The organism is Nocardioides ungokensis, assembly GCF_013466985.1.
Taxonomy (GTDB): Bacteria; Actinomycetota; Actinomycetes; order Propionibacteriales; family Nocardioidaceae; genus Nocardioides; species Nocardioides ungokensis.
In genome coordinates this window covers 264,073-281,474 of sequence record NZ_CP059164.1, presented here as the reverse complement: position 1 = coordinate 281,474, position 17,402 = coordinate 264,073, and the positions used below count along the sequence as shown (strand labels likewise).

General features: G+C 70.9%; 23 protein-coding genes. 15 read left to right on the top strand and 8 right to left on the bottom strand.

Annotated features, from left to right (window positions below; translation table 11 throughout):
* The first annotated feature begins 68 nt into the window (after positions 1-68).
* Positions 69-818, top strand: coding sequence for a BBE domain-containing protein (locus H0S67_RS27135; RefSeq protein ID WP_180935138.1), 750 nt, complete (start codon positions 69-71; stop codon positions 816-818).
* Here the strand turns inward: H0S67_RS27135 and H0S67_RS01385 are convergent.
* On the bottom strand, positions 812-1,510 hold the full coding sequence (locus H0S67_RS01385) for an NAD-dependent deacylase (protein WP_180935137.1): 699 nt from the start codon (positions 1,508-1,510) through the stop codon (positions 812-814). The genes H0S67_RS27135 and H0S67_RS01385 overlap by 7 nt on opposite strands.
* Before the next feature lie 152 nt (positions 1,511-1,662).
* Between H0S67_RS01385 and H0S67_RS01380 the strand changes: the two genes are divergently transcribed.
* The 4 genes from H0S67_RS01380 to H0S67_RS01365 all read left to right on the top strand — a co-directional run bounded on the left by H0S67_RS01380 (position 1,663) and on the right by H0S67_RS01365 (position 3,300).
* Positions 1,663-1,842 (top strand): hypothetical protein, encoded by a 180-nt coding sequence (locus tag H0S67_RS01380; protein WP_180935136.1) that lies wholly within the window; start codon positions 1,663-1,665, stop codon positions 1,840-1,842.
* 96 nt (positions 1,843-1,938) lie between these two features.
* A complete protein-coding gene (locus tag H0S67_RS01375; protein ID WP_180935135.1) occupies positions 1,939-2,349 on the top strand; it encodes an MmcQ/YjbR family DNA-binding protein in 411 nt (136 codons plus the stop codon).
* A gap of 132 nt (positions 2,350-2,481) precedes the next feature.
* Positions 2,482-2,928, top strand: a complete 447-nt coding sequence (locus tag H0S67_RS01370) for a hypothetical protein (RefSeq protein ID WP_180935134.1) — start codon at positions 2,482-2,484, stop codon at positions 2,926-2,928.
* A 63-nt stretch (positions 2,929-2,991) separates the two neighbouring features.
* Positions 2,992-3,300 (top strand): hypothetical protein, encoded by a 309-nt coding sequence (locus tag H0S67_RS01365; RefSeq protein WP_180935133.1) that lies wholly within the window; start codon positions 2,992-2,994, stop codon positions 3,298-3,300.
* Positions 3,301-3,348: 48 nt separating this feature from the next.
* Here H0S67_RS01365 and H0S67_RS01360 read toward each other — a convergent pair whose 3' ends face one another.
* The gene (locus tag H0S67_RS01360) at positions 3,349-3,834 is read right to left on the bottom strand and encodes an SRPBCC domain-containing protein (RefSeq protein WP_180935132.1); all 486 of its coding nucleotides are present in this window, start codon (positions 3,832-3,834) and stop codon (positions 3,349-3,351) included.
* Between the two features lie 239 nt (positions 3,835-4,073).
* Here H0S67_RS01360 and H0S67_RS01355 point away from each other — a divergent pair, with 239 nt between their 5' ends.
* Positions 4,074-5,258, top strand: a complete 1,185-nt coding sequence (locus H0S67_RS01355; RefSeq protein ID WP_180935131.1) for a fatty acid desaturase family protein — start codon at positions 4,074-4,076, stop codon at positions 5,256-5,258.
* Positions 5,259-5,348: 90 nt separating this feature from the next.
* Here H0S67_RS01355 and H0S67_RS01350 read toward each other — a convergent pair whose 3' ends face one another.
* On the bottom strand, positions 5,349-6,020 hold the full coding sequence (locus H0S67_RS01350; protein ID WP_246355034.1) for a cytochrome b/b6 domain-containing protein: 672 nt from the start codon (positions 6,018-6,020) through the stop codon (positions 5,349-5,351).
* Positions 6,007-6,789, bottom strand: a complete 783-nt coding sequence (locus H0S67_RS01345; protein WP_180935130.1) for a molybdopterin-dependent oxidoreductase — start codon at positions 6,787-6,789, stop codon at positions 6,007-6,009. Before H0S67_RS01345 ends, H0S67_RS01350 begins: the two co-directional genes overlap by 14 nt.
* 44 nt (positions 6,790-6,833) lie before the next feature.
* On the opposite strand from H0S67_RS01345, the gene H0S67_RS01340 reads away from it, so the two are divergent.
* Positions 6,834-7,037 carry a hypothetical protein gene (locus H0S67_RS01340; protein WP_180935129.1) on the top strand — a complete coding sequence of 68 codons (204 nt, stop codon included), beginning with the start codon at positions 6,834-6,836 and terminating at the stop codon, positions 7,035-7,037.
* Between the two features lie 79 nt (positions 7,038-7,116).
* Here the strand turns inward: H0S67_RS01340 and H0S67_RS01335 are convergent, their stop codons facing one another.
* Positions 7,117-7,320 carry a cold-shock protein gene (locus tag H0S67_RS01335; protein ID WP_101523180.1) on the bottom strand — a complete coding sequence of 68 codons (204 nt, stop codon included), beginning with the start codon at positions 7,318-7,320 and terminating at the stop codon, positions 7,117-7,119.
* A gap of 298 nt (positions 7,321-7,618) precedes the next feature.
* On the opposite strand from H0S67_RS01335, the gene H0S67_RS01330 reads away from it, so the two are divergent.
* The 4 genes from H0S67_RS01330 (at position 7,619) to H0S67_RS24155 (ending at position 10,597) form a co-directional block, all read left to right on the top strand.
* Positions 7,619-7,915: a DUF4193 domain-containing protein gene (locus H0S67_RS01330; RefSeq protein ID WP_180935128.1), complete on the top strand. Its 297-nt coding sequence runs from the start codon at positions 7,619-7,621 to the stop codon at positions 7,913-7,915.
* Positions 7,916-8,053: 138 nt separating this feature from the next.
* Positions 8,054-8,968, top strand: a complete 915-nt coding sequence (locus H0S67_RS01325) for a DUF6424 family protein (protein ID WP_180935127.1) — start codon at positions 8,054-8,056, stop codon at positions 8,966-8,968.
* Between the two features lie 53 nt (positions 8,969-9,021).
* Complete coding sequence (locus H0S67_RS01320) at positions 9,022-10,341, top strand: Na+/H+ antiporter (RefSeq protein ID WP_246355033.1); 1,320 nt, start codon at positions 9,022-9,024, stop codon at positions 10,339-10,341.
* Positions 10,342-10,357: 16 nt separating this feature from the next.
* Positions 10,358-10,597, top strand: a complete 240-nt coding sequence (locus H0S67_RS24155; protein WP_246355032.1) for a hypothetical protein — start codon at positions 10,358-10,360, stop codon at positions 10,595-10,597.
* Between the two features lie 74 nt (positions 10,598-10,671).
* On the opposite strand, the gene H0S67_RS01315 is transcribed toward H0S67_RS24155, so the two are convergent.
* Positions 10,672-11,169 carry a nuclear transport factor 2-like protein gene (locus H0S67_RS01315; RefSeq protein WP_180935126.1) on the bottom strand — a complete coding sequence of 166 codons (498 nt, stop codon included), beginning with the start codon at positions 11,167-11,169 and terminating at the stop codon, positions 10,672-10,674.
* Positions 11,170-11,186: 17 nt separating this feature from the next.
* Positions 11,187-11,693 (bottom strand): PadR family transcriptional regulator, encoded by a 507-nt coding sequence (locus H0S67_RS01310; protein WP_180935125.1) that lies wholly within the window; start codon positions 11,691-11,693, stop codon positions 11,187-11,189.
* A 62-nt stretch (positions 11,694-11,755) separates the two neighbouring features.
* On the opposite strand from H0S67_RS01310, the gene H0S67_RS01305 reads away from it, so the two are divergent.
* From H0S67_RS01305 to H0S67_RS01290, 4 genes are all read left to right on the top strand, one after another.
* On the top strand, positions 11,756-13,231 hold the full coding sequence (locus H0S67_RS01305) for an MFS transporter (protein WP_180935124.1): 1,476 nt from the start codon (positions 11,756-11,758) through the stop codon (positions 13,229-13,231).
* Between the two features lie 70 nt (positions 13,232-13,301).
* Entirely contained in the window at positions 13,302-13,505 is a 204-nt protein-coding gene (locus H0S67_RS01300) for a hypothetical protein (RefSeq protein ID WP_180935123.1), read from the top strand.
* Between the two features lie 62 nt (positions 13,506-13,567).
* Entirely contained in the window at positions 13,568-15,295 is a 1,728-nt protein-coding gene (locus H0S67_RS01295) for a DEAD/DEAH box helicase (protein WP_180935122.1), read from the top strand.
* An 85-nt stretch (positions 15,296-15,380) separates the two neighbouring features.
* Positions 15,381-16,694, top strand: a complete 1,314-nt coding sequence (locus H0S67_RS01290) for an NTP transferase domain-containing protein (protein WP_180935121.1) — start codon at positions 15,381-15,383, stop codon at positions 16,692-16,694.
* Positions 16,695-16,710: 16 nt separating this feature from the next.
* Here the strand turns inward: H0S67_RS01290 and H0S67_RS01285 are convergent, their stop codons facing one another.
* A complete protein-coding gene (locus tag H0S67_RS01285; RefSeq protein WP_180935120.1) occupies positions 16,711-17,331 on the bottom strand; it encodes a hypothetical protein in 621 nt (206 codons plus the stop codon).
* Between the last annotated feature and the right edge of the window lie 71 nt (positions 17,332-17,402).

Sequence of the window (17,402 nt, the reverse complement as noted above, 5' to 3'; positions counted from 1 at the left end):
CTGGGCGTGGTCACGTCGTTCACCATGAAGACCTCCACGGCGCCGACGGTCAGCACGGTCTTCCTGCAGTGGCCGCTCTCGCCGCGGACCGACGTCGTACCGGTCTGGCAGCGTGGGCGCCGCACGCCGACCCCCGGCTGTGGTCGACGCTCAAGGCGCTCGGCGGGCAGCGGCACCCCGCCGGGCCGGTGCTGGAGCTGGCGGCCACCTGGGTCGGCCCGCCCGCGTCCTTCGACCGTCGGCTGCGGGGGCTGCTGGACCACGTGGTCGCGCCGGGGGTGCGGGTGCCGCACGTGCGGGGCTACCGCGAGGCGATGCTGGCGTACGCCGGCTGCCTGGACGTCCCGGCGGCGCAGTGCACCACCGGCCCGGGTGGCGCGCTGACCCGGGAGCGGTTCAGCGGCACCTCGAACGTGGCCTACGACCCGCTGTCCACGGCCGGGGTGGCCGACCTGGTCGCCGGGGTGCGGTCGGTGCCGGCGGGCCTGGTCGAGGCCGGGGTCTCGCTCGACGCGCTCGGCGGCCGGGTCCGCGACCTGGCACCCGGTGACACGGCGTTCGTGCACCGCAGGGCGCTCGCGACGGTGCAGTACACCGCGACGTACGCCTCCGGGCCGGCCGCCACCGCCGACTCCTACGTGCGCGGCTTCCGGCGCCGGATGACGCCGCACTGGGGCGACCACGCCTACGTCAACTACTCCGACCCGACGCTGCGGCACCCGGGCACGGCGTACTTCGGCGCCAACCTGACCCGGCTGCGGTCGGTGGCCCACACCTACGACCCGGACGGGTTCTTCACCCAGCCGCAGGACTACTGAGCGCGACCGGGCGCGAGCAGCTCCTCGACCCACGCCGGCACCAGCTCGCCGGCGAGACCCTGGCGGGACTCGTGGAAGAGCAGGCTGACCTCGCTGGGCTGGAGGTTGAGCTCGAGGGTGCTGGCGCCGTGGGCGAGGGCGTACTGGACGAAGCCGGCGGCCGGGTAGACCGCGCCCGAGGTGCCGATCGAGACGAAGAGGTCGGCGCCCTCGAGGGCGACCTCGATCCGATCCATCTCGTAGGGCACCTCGCCGAACCAGACCACGTCGGGGCGCAGCGCGCCCACCCCGCAGGCGGGGCAGGGCGGGAAGTCGCCGAGGTCGCCGACCCAGCGGCTGCGCCCGCCGCAGGCCCGGCAGCGCGCGGAGAGCAGCTCGCCGTGCATGTGCAGCACCCGCGTGGAGCCGGCGCGCTCGTGGAGGTCGTCGATGTTCTGGGTGACGACGAGCAGGTCGTCACCGAGGTGCTCCTCGAGCCGGGCCAGTGCGTGGTGGGCGGGGTTGGGCTCGACCGCGAGTGCCGCACGCCGGGCGTCGAAGAAGCGGTGCACCACGTGCGGTTGGGCGACGTACGCCTCCGGGGTCGCCACGTCCTCGACCCGGTGCCCCTCCCACAAGCCGTCGGCGTCGCGGAACGTCGGCACCCCGCTCTCCGCGGAGATGCCGGCGCCGGTGAGGACCACGACCTTCATCGCCCCAAGGCAAGGACCCGGTCCCCCTGTCCTCGTGGCCGGGCAATCATCGGCGACGTTGGTGTCGATTTCGCCCGGTGTCGTTCGTGGAAATGGTGAGAGGAGCTTCCAGAGACGGCCATCCCGACTGTCGCTCCAGGTCTCCCGAGGAGATGAGTGAGATGTTCACGATCGAGGAAGAGAGCGGCACCTACACAGGATCCGTCCGTCGGCACAACGGGTACCACGCCGGGGACTTCGCCCGCGAGCCGATGCGCACGCCCCGAGAGCTCGCAGCGTTGACGAGGCTCCGGCCCCCGACCTTCCCGATCACGTCCGGGACTGCCGACTAGCCGCTGGTCACCCCTGCCGACACTCCAGGTGGAGACGCGTGCAGCGACGGACTGGACTTGCGACCACCCGTCGGCATCCGCTGACAGACTCGGGGCATGTCCCGGACGCCGCGCATCGAGCCCGCCGGCGACGTCGTCGCCCGGGTTGCGTCCACCGCGCTGGCGCTCCCCGACGCCTACGAGGAGGATGCCTGGACGGGCGTGAGGTGGCGGGTCCGGAACAAGACCTTCGCCCACGTCCTGGTCGCCCAGGAGGGCTACACCTCGGCGTACCGCGACGTGACCGGGGTGACCGAGCCGACCACGGTGCTGACCTTCCGGTCGTCCGGCGACGAGCTGCTGGCCCTGATCCACGTCGGGCCGCCCTTCTACCGGCCGCCCTGGTCGCCCACCGTCGTCGGCATGGTGCTCGACGGCGACACCGACTGGGACGAGGTGGCCGAGCTGGTGACCGAGAGCTACCGGTTCTGCGCTCCCCAGAGGCTCAGGCGCCAGCTGGATCGATGACGTCTGCGGGCGCCGCGCTATAACGGAAGTGTCCGGCGCAGCACCCGCCGGGGACACGGCGCCTTCCTCGGGCGTGCCGCGAGCTCACGACCCGTGCACGCGAGACGACGTCCGGATTCGGAGCTCCCCATCATGCGCGCCTCGACCTTCCGCCACCCGCTCGGCGCACTGGCCTGCCTACTCCTTGCGGCGGCCACGCTCGTTGCCTGTCAGAGCTCGGACCCCAACCATGCCCAGGTCATCGACCGCGCCGCGAGCCAGACGACGTACTTCGCCCAGTACGGCGTCAGCACCCACGCCTACAAGCCACGCCGGCTCAACCCCTCCGTCGACGGATCGCTGTACGTCCGGGGCATGCAGTGGACCGTCTGGGACGACCGACAAGCAGTGGGCGACGGCATCGCGCACGTCAACGACTGCAGACCGGACTGCGCCGACGGCCACTACAGCACGTACCGGGTGACCGTGCGGCTGGCACAACCTCAGCAACTCTGCGGCAGTCGGTTCTTCACCACCATCCACGTGCGGGGATCGGGCTACCACACGAACGCCCGGAGGTCGGGCGTCGCGTGCCGGTGAGAACCGGCCCAGTGCCCTCGACGTCGGAGGGCCAGGACCAGAGGGTCCGGGTACCTTCGCGACGTGACCTCCTCCACGACGATCGAACCCCACTCCGCCCGCCTGACGTCCGGCACCTGGTGGTTTCGCTCCCAGGACGGACGTCTGGCCCCGTGGCAGCTGCCGAACCCGGCGCTGTGCGTCTGGATGGTCGCGCTGGTGCTGGGGAGGTTCGACTTGTCGGCCACGCACGCGACCGTGGTGGACGGCATCGGACGTGGGGCACTGCTGGTGTGGGCGCTCGATGAGGTCGTCCGCGGCTCGAGCCCGTTCCGCCGCCTCCTTGGTCTGGTGGTCCTGGCCGCTCAGCTCGCCTCACTCGTCCTCGGCTGACCTGGAGCCCAAGTCGAAGATCGATCGACGTCGACGGCTCCGGCGCGGTCAGGTGACGGGCATCGTCTGGTACGTCGGCTTCAGTTCGGTCCACCGGGCTCTCCAGGCCGACGGTTGCCCGCTCAGGGACCGGCCGAGGTCCTCGAGGTGTGCCTGCCAGCCGGCGCCGTGGGAGTAGAGCCCGTGCAGGAGCAGGCCGCGCTCCTCGACCACGAGCCGGGTCACCTCGCCCTCCGCGGTCAGCCAAGCCTCGAGCTCGGTCTCGTCGTCGGTTCCGGGCTCCATGGTCAGCAGGAGATGGTGGGGTGGCTCGCAGACCTCGATTCGCAACGACCCCTCCCAGGTGCTGGTGAGGCTGGCCCGGACGGTCCCGCCGACGTGCAGATCTCCGCTCACGTCGGCTATCCAGCGGGCGAGCCGATCGGGAGTCGTGCAGGCCTGCCAGAGATCGTGGATGTCGGTGTCATAGACATCCTCGACCCTGACCGACCCCCGTTCCTCGGTCAGTGCTCGCATGGTGCTCGTGGTCCTCATCAGCCACTCCTGTTCTTCCCTCGGACGAATCTCGGTGTGCCAGCGGTGGCCGGATGATCGCGTAGGAGCTGTCCAGCACCCGATGAACGTACCCGGATCGTTACGTAACCGCAAGGGTACGAAGGCGGGTTGGCAACGGCTGCATCGACCTGGACCTGCGGCCGCTCGGAGCGGAGCTCGTGGACGCATCCGAGAGCTCGGGTGTGCGTGAGCGGTTCCGGGGAGGGTACGGACACAGGGTGACGGCCGTGCAGAGAAAACAGGTCAACCCCATCGCCCACTTGTCGGTCGAGGACATCGAGCAGCTGCGTACCGAGTTCGATCGGATCCGGCAGGAGGTCATCGACTCCCGGGGCGCCCGCGACGCGCGGTACATCCGGCGGGTCATCGGAGCGCAGCGCAAGATCGAGCTGGGCAGTCGGGTGGTCCTCCTGTTCTCCCGCCACCGGTCGGCCTGGCTCCTGGGCACCCTCGGGCTGGCGCTGGCCAAGGTCCTCGACAACATGGAGATCGGCCACAACGTCCTGCACGGCCAGTGGGACTGGATGCGCGACCCCAAGATCCACTCCACGACCTGGGAGTGGGACCACGCCACGCCCGCCTCCGAGTGGAAGCGCACGCACAACCACACGCACCACCGGTACACCAACATCCTCGACAAGGACAACGACCTGGGCTACGGCATCCTTCGGGTCGACGAGGACCAACCCTGGCAGCGCCGTCATCTGGCTCAGCCGCTGTGGAACCTCATCAACGCCTGCATCTTCGAGTACGGCATCGCGATGTACGACCTCGAGCTCGGAGAGACGCTGCGGGAGAAGCGCGGGATCACCCCCGAGTTCAGGAGCCGACTGAGGAAGACCCTGCACAAGGTGCGCCGACAGGCGGCGAAGGACTACCTCATCCACCCGGCGCTGTCGGGGCCGGCTTTCCGCTCCACGCTGACCGCCAACCTCACCGCGAACCTGATCCGGAACGTGTGGAGCCACTCGGTGATCATGTGTGGCCACTTCCCCGAAGGCGTCGAGACCTTCGAGCAAGCGGACCTCGATCCCGATGAGACGCGCGGCGAGTGGTACCTGCGGCAGATGCTGGGCTCGGCCAACATCTCGGGACCGCCTCTCGTCCACCTCCTCAGCGGAAACCTCTCCCACCAGATCGAGCACCACCTGTTTCCGGATCTGCCGTCCAACAGGTACCGGCAGATCGCGCCTCGGGTGCGTGAGCTCTTCGACCGTTTCGGTCTGCGGTACCACACCGCCCCGATGCCGCAGCAGGTCGCGAGCGCGTGGCACAAGGTGCTGCGACTCTCCCTCCCCAACGGCTGGCTCGCTCGCACCACCTGGAGCAACACGCCCAGCCGGGTGACCGGGCTGTTGCGGACCACCGCGAGCCCGGCCGACGCGGTCGACGCAGCCGCCTGACACCGGCAGGCGTCGACCGAGAGGGTGAACCGCTGAGGAGCAGGACCCTGTAGCGACGCGCGCGCTGGGAGCGCACGCTCGCTGCCTGGCTCAATTGCGGGTGGGGTGGTCGGGGATGGCGGCCGGCGGGTCTCCGGCGACCTCTCGTGCCCAGGCCGCGTGTTCCCGGCGTGCCCACCGCAGCGGCACCCGGCCGGTGCGCATCCCGGTGCTGGCGTGTGGGTCCTTGGTGGCCATCACGAGGTGGCCCACGACGAGCAGGCCGACGGCGAGCGCGAACCAGTCGTGCACGAACGTCGCGCCGCTGCGCCAGGGCAGTGGGGTGAGGTTGGTGAGGTACATGACCAGACCCGAGACGAGGAGGACGCCGATCGAGCCGGCGGACAGGGAGGCGTTGAGCTTCTGGCCGGCGTTGAACTTCCCGACCTCGATCGTGCCGTCGCGGCGGGTGCGGGACCGTAGCCAGGCCCAGTCGCGGGAGGTGAAGCGGTCGAGCCGGCGGACGTCATCGCGGTAGGCCCGGCTGACCATCCCCACGACCATCGGCACCGGGAGGGCGAACCCGGAGTAGACGTGGACCTGCTCGACCAGGTAGCGGTGGCCGACGATGACCGCGAGCGACCCGTTGTAGAGGACGGCTGCGGTCAGGATGCAGCTCATCATGAGGGCCGCGGTGAGCCAGTGCACCCATCGCGAGCTCAGGCTGAACCGGTCGATCATCCGGCCCGCCTTCAGCGGGACACCGGTCTCAGGTGCGCTCATCGAACTTCCGCCCGTTGGACTGGCCGACGAACCCGTCGACGTCGTACCCGCGGTGCTCCCAGTACCCCGGGATCACCGTGTCGGTGACCTCGATGCCGGAGAGCCACTTGACGCTCTTGTAGCCGTACATCGGCGCGACGTAGAGCCGCACGGGTCCACCGTGGTCGTGGGTGACGTCGCTGCCGAGCATCTTCAGCGCGACGAGCACATCGGGCAGCCGCGCCTCCTCGAGCGTGAGGCTCTCGGTGTAGGTGCCGTCGAACGACGTCAGCCGCAGCGCCCGTCCCGTGGGCCTCACGCCGGCCCGGTCGAGGATCGTCGACAACCTGACCCCGCTCCAGTGCACCTGGGGGACCCGCCATCCGGTCACGCACTGGAAGTCGCGTACGAGCTCGGTCTGGGGCAGCGCCCGGAGGTCGGCCAACGTGAGCGTGGTCGGGTGGTCGACCAGGCCGCCGATGGCGAGGCGGTACGTCGCCGCATCGCGGAAAGGCACGCTGCCGGTCACGGAGTAGAACCGGAACGTGTCGCCCAGGGGCAGCAGCGACGTCAGCCCGGTCGGGTCGCGGAGCTCGATCGGTGCCAGCAACGAGGTCGCGGCGTTCTGGGCGCGGGTGCCGGTGACGATCCCGAGCGTCCCCGCCCCGAGCAGCCCGAGCACCACCCGCCGTCCCACGGGGCGTCCGTGGTCCGGGGCGCCGTGCCCGGCGTTCGCGGCGCTCTCGGCCGGCGGAGCCTGGCGCGGACGGTGAGCCCACCAACGGCGCATACGTCAACCGTAACTGGCTACCCCAGCGGGGTACGTTGGCTGACATGGGTCGCACCGTGACGCTGGTCGTAGGCGCCGTACTCGTCCTGCTCGGCCTCCTCTGGATCCTCCAGGGCCTGGACGTCATCGGCGGCTCCGGCATGAGTGGCCACGCGGTCTGGGCGGTGATCGGCGTCATCGTCGGTGCCGTCGGGGTGTTCCTGGTGGTCCGCACGCTTCGGACGCCGTCGGCTCGAGACGACCTCTGACCCACACGACGTGGAGCGCACTACGCCCCACGCACGAAGGGCCCCGACCGCAGACGCGGTCGGGGCCCCTCGTGGTGAATCAGGAGACGCGGACGTTCTCGGCCTGAGGACCCTTGGGGCCCTGGGCGAGGTCGAACTCAACCTTCTGGTTCTCGTCGAGCGACTTGTAGCCGCCGGACTGGATGGCGGAGAAGTGGACGAACACGTCCTCGCCGCCGCCATCCTGCGCGATGAAGCCGAAACCCTTGTCGGCGTTGAACCACTTGACGGTTCCCTGAGCCATGATCTTTTCCCTTGTTTACGTGTCGGGGGCGTTGTGCCCTCGAGCCGCTGAAGACATCCACCTGTGCTGATGTCCAGCGAACCGAAAACCAGGGGTATGAGATACGAGCCGCGACATCGTGTGCGGCCTGGACGGCAGAGCCATCCCTTCAACTTGACCCACGGTACGGCATGGGTGGGCACTTCCATGATTTCGGCCGGAACTGGTCCGATCCTGCCGTGGCCCGCGGCGCCGGCATTGCGGGCCGGGACGACCTCCGGGGCTAGCATTCGCGCTCTCCCCCCGAGAGGACCTCCACATGGCCACTGACTACGACGCATCCCGCAAGACCGAAGAGGAGCAGAAGGAAGAGAGCCTGGAGGCCCGCCGCCTCACCTCGGGCGAGCAGGACAAGACCTCCGGGAAGGTGGACGAGGACGAGACCGAGCTGGCCGAGTCGTTCGAGCTTCCCGGCGCCGACCTCTCCCACGAGACCCTCTCCATCGAGGTCACGCCCAAGCAGACCGACGAGTTCACCTGCACCTCCTGCTTCCTGGTTCAGCACGTGTCTCGACGGTCCTCGCCGGGCGTCGACCTCTGCAACGACTGCGCCTGACCGGAGCTGCGCTCGACATCCGTCTTGCGCGGCTGACCGGCCCGGGCGCACCCTAGGAAGTGCCTGGCAACCGCGATGCGCTGCCCCGAGGCGCTGTCCGTGACGAGGGGGTCCGGATGCCGCCGCGGAGGTCGACCGATGACAGACACACACCCCGAGCACGAAGATTTCCCGTGGACCATCGCGGTGCTCGACCACGCGCCCCGCAAGGAGACGCCGGCCTACCGGGCCAGCCGGACGCTGATGCACAACATCGTCGACACTCTCGATGACTGGGTGCTCGCCCCACCGCCGGCCGCCGACGGCACGTCACCGCCCTACGAGGACCACCACGGGGGCGGAGTCTGGGTCAGGGACGACGACGGCTGGTTGTTCGTGCTGCTCCCGCTCGGTATCGAGTGGTCCGCCCAGTTCTGCGCGGACCCCGGCAAGGTGGACCTGCTGCGCCAGGCCGCCGCCCGCCTGGTCCGGGCGTTCCCGACGACGCTGGACGGCTACCAGGAGCTGGGCTACACCGTCGCGGCCACGCTCCTCGCCACCCCGGTCACGGACGCGGACGGTGTCGCGGCGTGGACGGACTCCATCTTCAACGCCTCGGTGCCCATCCCGCGGGCCGCCCACTCCGGGACCCTCCCTGCCGGGGCCGGCTACCACCACTACCCCAAGCCGATCGTCGACATCGACCACTTCAAGAGAGACGACTTCCATCTCTTCGTGGACGACGGGGGGTTCCCCGCCGTCGTGGTGCCCATGTCGGCCGACCCGGACGACAAGCGCACCAGACTGATCGCCGCCCACCCCTCAGCCCCCCACGTCCAGCAGCTCCTGGCCGAGCGACGGGCCTTCCAGGCGGAGGACGCCGCACGTCGTCGGCACGCCCTCGAACGGTCGGCCCCCGGCGGCGATGAGCTCGCCGCCGACGATGCCGCCGGCCCGGGTGTCAGCACACCAGCCCCCGAACCCGGGCAGCACACCTTCCAGAAGGAAGACCCCCACCATCCGACGGTCCTGGGGGCCGACGACGACCTGTCTCGTCAGGCGTTCGGCGGCTGACCCGCCGCCACTTCGGTGTGGCCGACTGGCGCGCGGCTGGTCAAGATGAGTCCGTGTTCGCACTCGAGATCGTCGTGTTGCTGGGTGTCGCCCTCGTCGCGTGCGGCGCGCTCGCGCGCCGCTACCCGATCGCGCCGGCCATCCTCCTGGTGCTGGTGGGGGTGCTGGTCGGGTTCGTGCCGCACCTGAGGCAGGCCCAGCTTCCCCCGGAGGTCGTGCTGCTCGTGTTCCTGCCCGCACTGCTCTACTGGGAGAGCCTGACGACCTCACTGCGGGAGATCCGCAACAACCTGCGGGTCGTGGTGCTCACCAGCACGGTGCTGGTCGCCGCCACTGCCGCGGCGGTCGCCGCCGCCGCGCACGGGCTCGGCCTCGCCTGGGGACCGGCGTGGGTCCTCGGCGCCGCGCTGGCACCGACCGACGCGACGGCCGTGGGCGTCCTGGCCGGCGACCTGCCGCGCCGTACGGTCACCGTGCTCCGCGCCGAGAGCCTCGTCAACGACGGCACGGCCCTCGTGCTCTACGGGCTGGCCGTGGGCGTCACGGTCGGCGAGCAGCAGCTCACCGGCTGGCACGTGACCTGGCTGCTGGCGTGGTCCTACCTCGGCGGCGTGCTCGCCGGCGGACTCATCGGGCTGCTCAGCTGGCAGGTACGCCGCCGGATGGACGACCCGATGCTCGAGAGCATCGCGATGCTGGTGACCCCGTTCGCGGCGTTCCTGCTGGCCGACGCCGCCCACGCCTCGGGCGTGCTGGCCGTCGTCGTCTGCGGCCTGTTCATGAGTCAGGTGACGCCCCGCATCACCGCCGCCGCGACGCGCCAGATCGCCCTCCCTTTCTGGGCGCTGTCCACCACCGTGCTCAGCAGTGCACTCTTCCTGCTCGTGGGAGTCTCGGCCCAGTCCGCCTTTCGCGAGCTGAACAGCACCTCCATCGTGCGGGCGATCGTCGACGTCCTCGTCGTCACCGCCGTCGTGATCGGGCGGTGGGTGTGGGTCTACACCACGCCGTACCTCATCCGGATGCTCGATCGCCGTCCCGCTCAGCGGTTGCGTCGGGTCCCGGCGCGGCAACGCACGGTCAGCGCGGTCGCCGGGTTCCGCGGTGCCGTGTCCCTCGCCGCGGTCCTCGCCGTACCGCACACGCTGGACTCCGGCGCCCCGTTCCCCGACAGGGACCTCATGGTGCTGATCGCTTGCGGCGTCATCGTGCTGACCCTCCTCCAGGCGTTGCTCCTGCCGTCGGTCGTGCGGTTCGCGCGACTGCCCGTCGACACGTCGGTGGCCGAGGAGCTCCAGTTCGCCGACGAGTACTCCCTGGACGCAGCGATCGAAGCCCTCGAAGCCACCCGCCAGCGAGCTCGGCAGCGGTGAGTTGGTGGTCCAGCGGGTGCGTCACGAGCTGGACAAGCAGCGGAAGCTGGCGGCGTCCGCCGGCGCCGAGGGTCACCCCGTCATCCAGCACGACGACCAGTACCGAAACCTCTCCCTCGCACTCATCGGCCGGCGGCGCGAGGCGCTCCTCGAGCTGCGCGACGAGCAGCGCATCGACGACATCGTGCTACGCCGGGTGCAGACGCGTCTCGACCAGGAGGAGCTGCGGCTCCTGCGTGCGAACCCGCTCGAGTGAGGCCTCGCCTGATTCACCCACCCCGACGGCTGCGTCTCGCGTCGACGCGTCCGCACCCCGGGGTTCAGTGGGGTTCAGTGATGCGCCAGGTGCTCGTTGTCGGGCCAGATCCCGTCCGCCGGCATCGTCAGCGAGCTCGTCAGGCCTCTGCGCCATTCCGGCGTCGTCGTCGGCTCGCCCCAGTAGTCGGTCACCTTCACCACGCGGTCGCCCTCGAGCTCACCGATCGTGACGTTGCGATAGAGGCGCCCGTCCCCGTAGTTGCAGGTCCACTCGACGACGATCACGTCGTCGAGCTTCAGACGCCGCCCCACCTCGAGCGTGAGCTCCTCGAAGTTCCCCTCGATGTCACCGATCAGCTGGCTCCCGTGCACCGCCTCCTGCATCTGCGGCCACTGCCGGACGACGTTCGCGTCGAGGGGTACGCCCAGGAGGTACTCGACCCGCGTCCGGCCGTTCGATGCTTCACTCTCTGCCACGCTCGCGCCTTCCGACAAGCCGAGAAACTGCGCATCAGTTTTCCAGTGTAGGACCGTCGAGACACGGCGCCGGAAGGCCTTCGCAGCACTCACCGGACACGGCGGCGAGCTCAGCCTCCGTTGTCGAGCTGCTCCCGGAGCCAGTCGCGGATCACCGTGTTGATGCGGATCCCGAGCTCGATCTGGGGGGCGAACGGCTCAGGCATCTCCGAGGCATTCACCTGCGCGCGCAGCTCCTCGAGCCCGTCGAGCTCGACCTCCACGTGGGAGAGGTCGCGCTCGTAGGTGGCGTGTCGATCGGCGGGATCCAGCAGGGGGGTGAGGAAGAGCCGCACGCCGCTCTCGTTGCGCTGTGACCGGTCGGGCTCGGCCTCGACCAGCCAGTGACGCAGCTCTTCGCGGCCGGAGTCGGTGATCCCGTAGGTCTTGCTCCGCCGTGCCCCGCGGCTGACGACCTCCACCAGTCCGGCGCGCTCGAGCTTGGCGAGCTCCGGGTAGATCTGGCTGTGGCTCGCGTGCCACGACGTCCGCAGCGAGCGATCGAACTTCCGGGTCAGCTCGTAGCCGGTCGACGGGCTCCTGGCGAGCAGGCCGAGGATCGCGTGACGCAGGGACATGGCCCCAGCGTAGCCAACTTGTCTTGGTTGACATGTAAGAAACGACATGTCATTTTCCCCATGTGAACGGACTTGATGATCTCTCCCGCCGGGGCCGTGCCCTGCTGTGGCTGGCTGTGCTCTCCGGCCTCCTGCTGGCCATGCTCGACCAGACCATCGTCGGCACCGCCCTGCCGCGGATCGTGCGGGACCTGGGCGGTGACGACTGGTACGTCTGGGGGATCACCGCCTACCTCGTGCCGGCCACCGTCCTGCTGCCTGTGTTCGCTCGCCTGTCCGACCGGTACGGCCGCCAGCGCATGCTGCTCCTCGGGATGGGTCTCTTCGTCCTCGGCTCCGCCCTGTGCGCGGTCGCGCAGTCGATGCCGCAGGTCGCCACGTTCCGGGCGGTGCAGGGAGCCGGCGCGGCCGCGCTCGAGGCGCTCTCGTTCCTCCTCGTCGCCGAGCTTTCGGGGCCGCGTCGCAACGCCACGGCCCAGGCCGTGCTCGCCGGCATCATGGCCTTCAGCTTCATCGCCGGCCCGATGATCGGCGGCCTCCTGACCGACCACGTCGGATGGCGGTGGGTGTTCCTCGTCAACGTCCCGCTCGGCCTCCTCGCGATCGCTGTCGTCGCCCGGGTGTTGCCCGCCGACATCGGCCGCAGCCAGGGTCGCGAGACACCGCTGGACATCGCGGGCATCGCCGCGCTGACCGCCTCGCTGGGGCTGGTGCTCGTCGGGCTGAACCAGCACCTGCTCGTGTCGTCGTGGTTCGCCGTACGCACCGGCGGGCTGGTGGCGGCAGGGCTCGTGGGCGTGGCGCTCCTGGTGCTGGTCGAGCGACGTGCCGCCGCTCCGGTCCTGCCACCCCGGCTCCTGACCCAGCCGCTGACCATGCGGCTGCTGGCAGCGGGAGCCACCGCCACCTTCGGCCTCTACGCGTGCGTGATGCTCCTGCCGCGCTACTACCAGCAGGCGCAGGGAGTCAGCGCCACCCGATCCGGTCTCTACGTCTACCCGCTCCTGCTCGGCCTCCTGATCGCGGTCAACCTCGGAGCCGGCGTGATCATGCGACGCAACGCGTTCCGCGGCGCCCTGCTGGTCGCCAACGGCGTCGTCGTCATCGGGGCCCTGGGCTTCACCGTCTTCGACGGGTCCTCCCCGGCGGCGCTACCGCTGCTGCTGATGGCGCTCATCGGGATGGGTGTGGGGCCGAACCTGTCCGGGCTGCAGATCGCGGTGCAGCGCACGGTGAGCCCGACGGACCTGGGTGCGGCCATGGGCGCGCTGCTGCTCGGTCGGCAGGTGGGTGGCGCGCTGGCCCTGGCTGCCGCGGAGACCATCTACGTCGGACGGCTGCGTGCCGGCGACTCCACGGAAGTGGCCACCGGTTGGAGCATCTTCGTGGTCGCAGCCACCGGCGCCGCCGTCGCGGCGCTGGCCCTGCTCACGCTCCGCCGGGGCGCAGACCGGCTCCCGGCACCGGCCGCAGTTCCGGAGGTCGCCACACCGGCCTCGGCGGCACACGACAGCCGAGGCGTGCGTACGCCGTCGTGAGCAAGGTTCGCGGCTCCTGGGGGACGACCTTCGGCGGATGGTCGTGGCTGACTGGGCTAGCCTTGCCGCGATGGACGAGCCGGACCTTGGGAACCGCTACGGCAGCCCGAACGTTGCGCTGAAGATCCTGTGGTCGCTGATCGCGCTGGCCATGATCGTCCTCGGCGCGATCTGGACCTGGGCGGCCTCGGGCATTGCCCAGTCGTTCGGTCCGATCGTCGCGGGCCTGGGCGTCGCCCTGGGCTACGTCGTACTGATCCAGAAGCGGCGCTGACCGAGCTTCGGACGTGGGCGAGCCGACTCTCGTCGAGAGGGAGACCCCGATAGCGTCCGGGGATGCCCAGTCGTCGCCCGTCCAGTGGTCGTCGACGCAGCGCCTCTCCGCGCCGGAGCGGGACGCGACAGCGGCCGCTGCCGTCCGCGGGGCCGGGCGAGCGGCTGTGGGTGCTCGACGTCCCCTACGGGACGCAGGTCGACGGCGCCGCCTGGCACCCCGCCGTCAAGGCCCACCTGTTCGTGGGGCGCGCCCTGCCCGCGCACCTCGCGCCCTACGCCCCGGGGCCGTACACGCTCGGCCGGTTCATCGAGAACACCCTCAACCCCGGCAGTCCGACGCCCAGCCCCGAGCCGACCGACGCGCTCGAGCCCCGGAGGATCCAGTTCGAAGCGGCCGATGCCATCGCGGCGCGCGCCGCGGCGGGCGGACGGCAGTTCCTGCTGGCCGACGAGCCCGGCGTGGGCAAGACGATCGCCGCGGTCCTCGGGGCGACGGCGGTGGGCGACCTCCGCGGCGCGCGACGGGTGCTCGTCGTGGCCGACCGGCCCGCCGCGATCACGATCGGCCACTGGTGCCGCACGATCACGGCGCTGGGCGACGGGGGTCTGGAATGGGTCGTGATCACGTGGGACCGGCTGGAGAAGGTCAAGGACCACACGTGGGACGTGATCATCGCCGACGAGGCCCACGCGCTGCGACGTACGACGACGAAGCGGTGGAAGCACTGGGCGAGGATCTCGGGGCACGGGCGGCCCCACGACAAGGCGCCGTTCGTCATCGCGACGACCGCGACGCCCGGACACACGCCCCTGGAGCTGCCGTACCTCGCCCCGGCGTATGCGCAGGTGCTCGGCGAGCCGATGCAGGAGTGGACCTCGGCGGCGCAACCCGGCGCCACGTTCGCCACCGCGCTCGCACGGCACGGCGTCGGGGTGGAGCAGGGGCGCTACGGCGCGACCTGGACCACGGACGCGGCGCGACGCGCCGCGGACCTCAAGCTCGTGCGCGGCTGGCTCGCCGACGAGCGACCCCCGGCGATGCTGCACCGCGCCGCGCCGTGGGGGCCGGTGCCGATCTCCGGCATGCCGGTGGCGCTCACGCCGGCGGAGCGGACTGCGTACGAGGCCGAGTGGGGGGAGTTCTGTCGCGAGATGGAGATCGCGCGACGTGGCCGAAGTGTCGCGAAGGGTCGGGCCGCGCTGCTGCGCTTCCGGCAGAAGGCCGGGCTGATCCGGGTCGACTCGACGGTCGACTGGATCGCCCAGCAGGTCCAGGCCGAGCGACAGGTGGCGTGCTCGGTCGAGTTCGTCGCGACCGCCGCGGACCCGATCGCCGACCGGCTGCGTGACTCCGGCATCGAGGTGGCCGCGATCTACGGCCGCGACCGGTTCGACCCCGAGGCCGAGCGGCTCCGGTTCCAGACCGGCCAGGCGAGGGTCTGCGTGTTCACCGCGGTCGCCTCGATCAGCCTGCACGCCGGCGAGACCCTCGCCGACGGCCGCCGGGCGAGCACCGAGCCGCGGGTCGGTGTCTTCCACCAGGCCCGCTTCTCGGGAATCGCCGGACGGCAGGTGACCGGCCGCACCCACCGCGACCACCAGGTCTCGCCGTGGCACATCGCGTACGCCGAGGGCACGGTCGAGGAGCAGGTCGGCAAGGTGATGGTGGAGCGGATCGCCGCAGCCTCCGACACGGTGGGAAGCGACACGACTGGCCTCGCCGACCTCGCCCGGCTCCTCGGGGCCGACTGGCTGCCGGCCACGACCCTGACCGAGGACGGCACCTGACCGGGGCTCCAGAGGCGGAAGGAGGTTCTCTCCTTCCCGCACGCGAGCCCGGCGCGCGCACGCGTGCTGACGCATACTGCGAGCCATGGACCCGCGCCCGGAGACCGATCCCCAGCCACGGGCGACGAGCGCGGTCGTGGTGGCCGCGGAGTCGAAGCATCGGTCCCCACTCCAGCCGACGCTCCTGCGGCGGGTGGGCGGCGTGACCCTGCTCGACCGCACGGTCAAGGTGCTGCGCGAGGCAGGAGTGACCCGGATCGTGGTGGTGGCCGGCTACCGAAGCGAGGACGTGGCGGCGACCATCCACTCCCACGGCCTCCCGGTTGAGCTGGTGGTCAACCCGGACTGGCAGCAGGGTACGTCGACCTCCGTGCTGGCCGGCCTCCGGCAAGTCGCCGAGGATCGGTGCCTGGTCGTCATGGGTGACCACGTGTTCGAGGCCGACGACGTACGGCGGCTGATGGCCGCACCGGGCCGCAACGTGCTGGCCGTCGACCGTGACCCACAGCGCCAGGTGGGCGGCCTGGGAGGGGTGCCTCCCGTCCGGGTGCGGACCGCGGCCGACGGCCGACTGCTCGAGCTGGCTGCCGACCTGAAGGAGTACGCCGCGGTCGACGCCGGTCTCAGCTCCGTCCACGTCGCCGACGTCCTGGCCGCGACCGCCGACGCACCGGCGATGCCGTGGGCCGCCGTGCGGCGGCGGATGCTCGACCACGGCTTCGAGATGACCACCTGCGACTTCACCGGACTCTGGGCCGCCGTCGACACACCCGATGGAGTGCGGGCCCTGGAGCGGGTGATGTGGCACCGGTACGGGCCCAAGCCGACAGACCAGATCATCGCCCGGACCGTCAACCGGCGGATCTCGGGTCCCCTGACCCGCCAGCTCCTGCGGACCGGGCTCAGCCCGCACGTGGCCACGTTGCTGGCCTTCGCCACCACGCTCCTCGCGTCCGGCCTGATCGCGGTCGGCGACCGGTGGGCGATGGCCGCGGGCGGGCTCGGCGTCCTGCTCGGCTCCGCCCTCGACGGCGTCGACGGCGAGCTCGCGCGGGTCAGCGGCCGGGCCTCGCGCCGCGGCGCCGCGCTGGACACGCTGCTGGACCGCTATGCCGACCTCGCCGTGGTGGTCGGCCTGATCATCGGCGCCGGCCACACCGAGACCGCCTGGGCCTGGGGGTTCGCCGCCGGGTGCGGCTGCCTGCTGATCTCCTACATCCACGCGGTGGGCCGCGACACCGACGTGCGGTTGCTCTTCCGGCGCGAGGTCCGGCTGCTGATCTTCGCGCTGGCGGCGATCAGCGGCCTGCCGCTGTGGGGGCTTGCGGTCGTCGCCGTCGCGGCCAACCTCGACACTGCGCGCGGCGTGGCGCTGCTCCTGCGCGCGATGCACACCTGATGCCCACCGGGCCGCTTCAGCTGTGCGCCGCGCGTACCCCAGCGGCCAAGGCGGCCACCTCGAGCTGCACCGCGGAGACCACGGTCTCGGTGTCGGCGTGCGAGTCGGACCTCAGCGAGGACAACGCGGCAGAGCGCAGGTCGGATGCCGCCGCCATGATCCGGTCGCAGTCCACACGGTCCTGGTCGCGGAGCGAACCTTGACGACCACCAGCACGAAGCACGGCGTCGACCCCCGTGGCTGCCGTGTGCAGCCGGCCCGCCAGCGAGGGAAGGTCCCCCACTGCGACATCGGCCCGGCGCGCGACGCTGATCGCGTGCTCAGCGGAGGTGACGGACCTCCACATCCGGTGCCGGCGGCTCTGGGCCGCCCACCAGTCGGGCGATCCGATCGAAGCCGAAGCGACCGAGCCCGACACGCGGAGAAAGGCTTCGAGGTCGTGCTGCCGTCCCCGCACGGCCAGGAGCCGGGCACGCGCGGAGCGGTACCGGCGGCGTACGCCTCGAACCACGACGACTGCGGCAACGCCCGTGGCGACGATGAAGAGCAGCCCCACGACACCCACGGCGATCAACACCTGCTCAACCACGGCCACTCCGTTCTCCACTGCCAGCGAGACGCTGATCCGTGCGTCCACATTACGTCGTGGCCGGCTCCAGGAGACTGGCTGCGACTGGGTCGCAATGACTGCGTCATCCGCACGGTCCG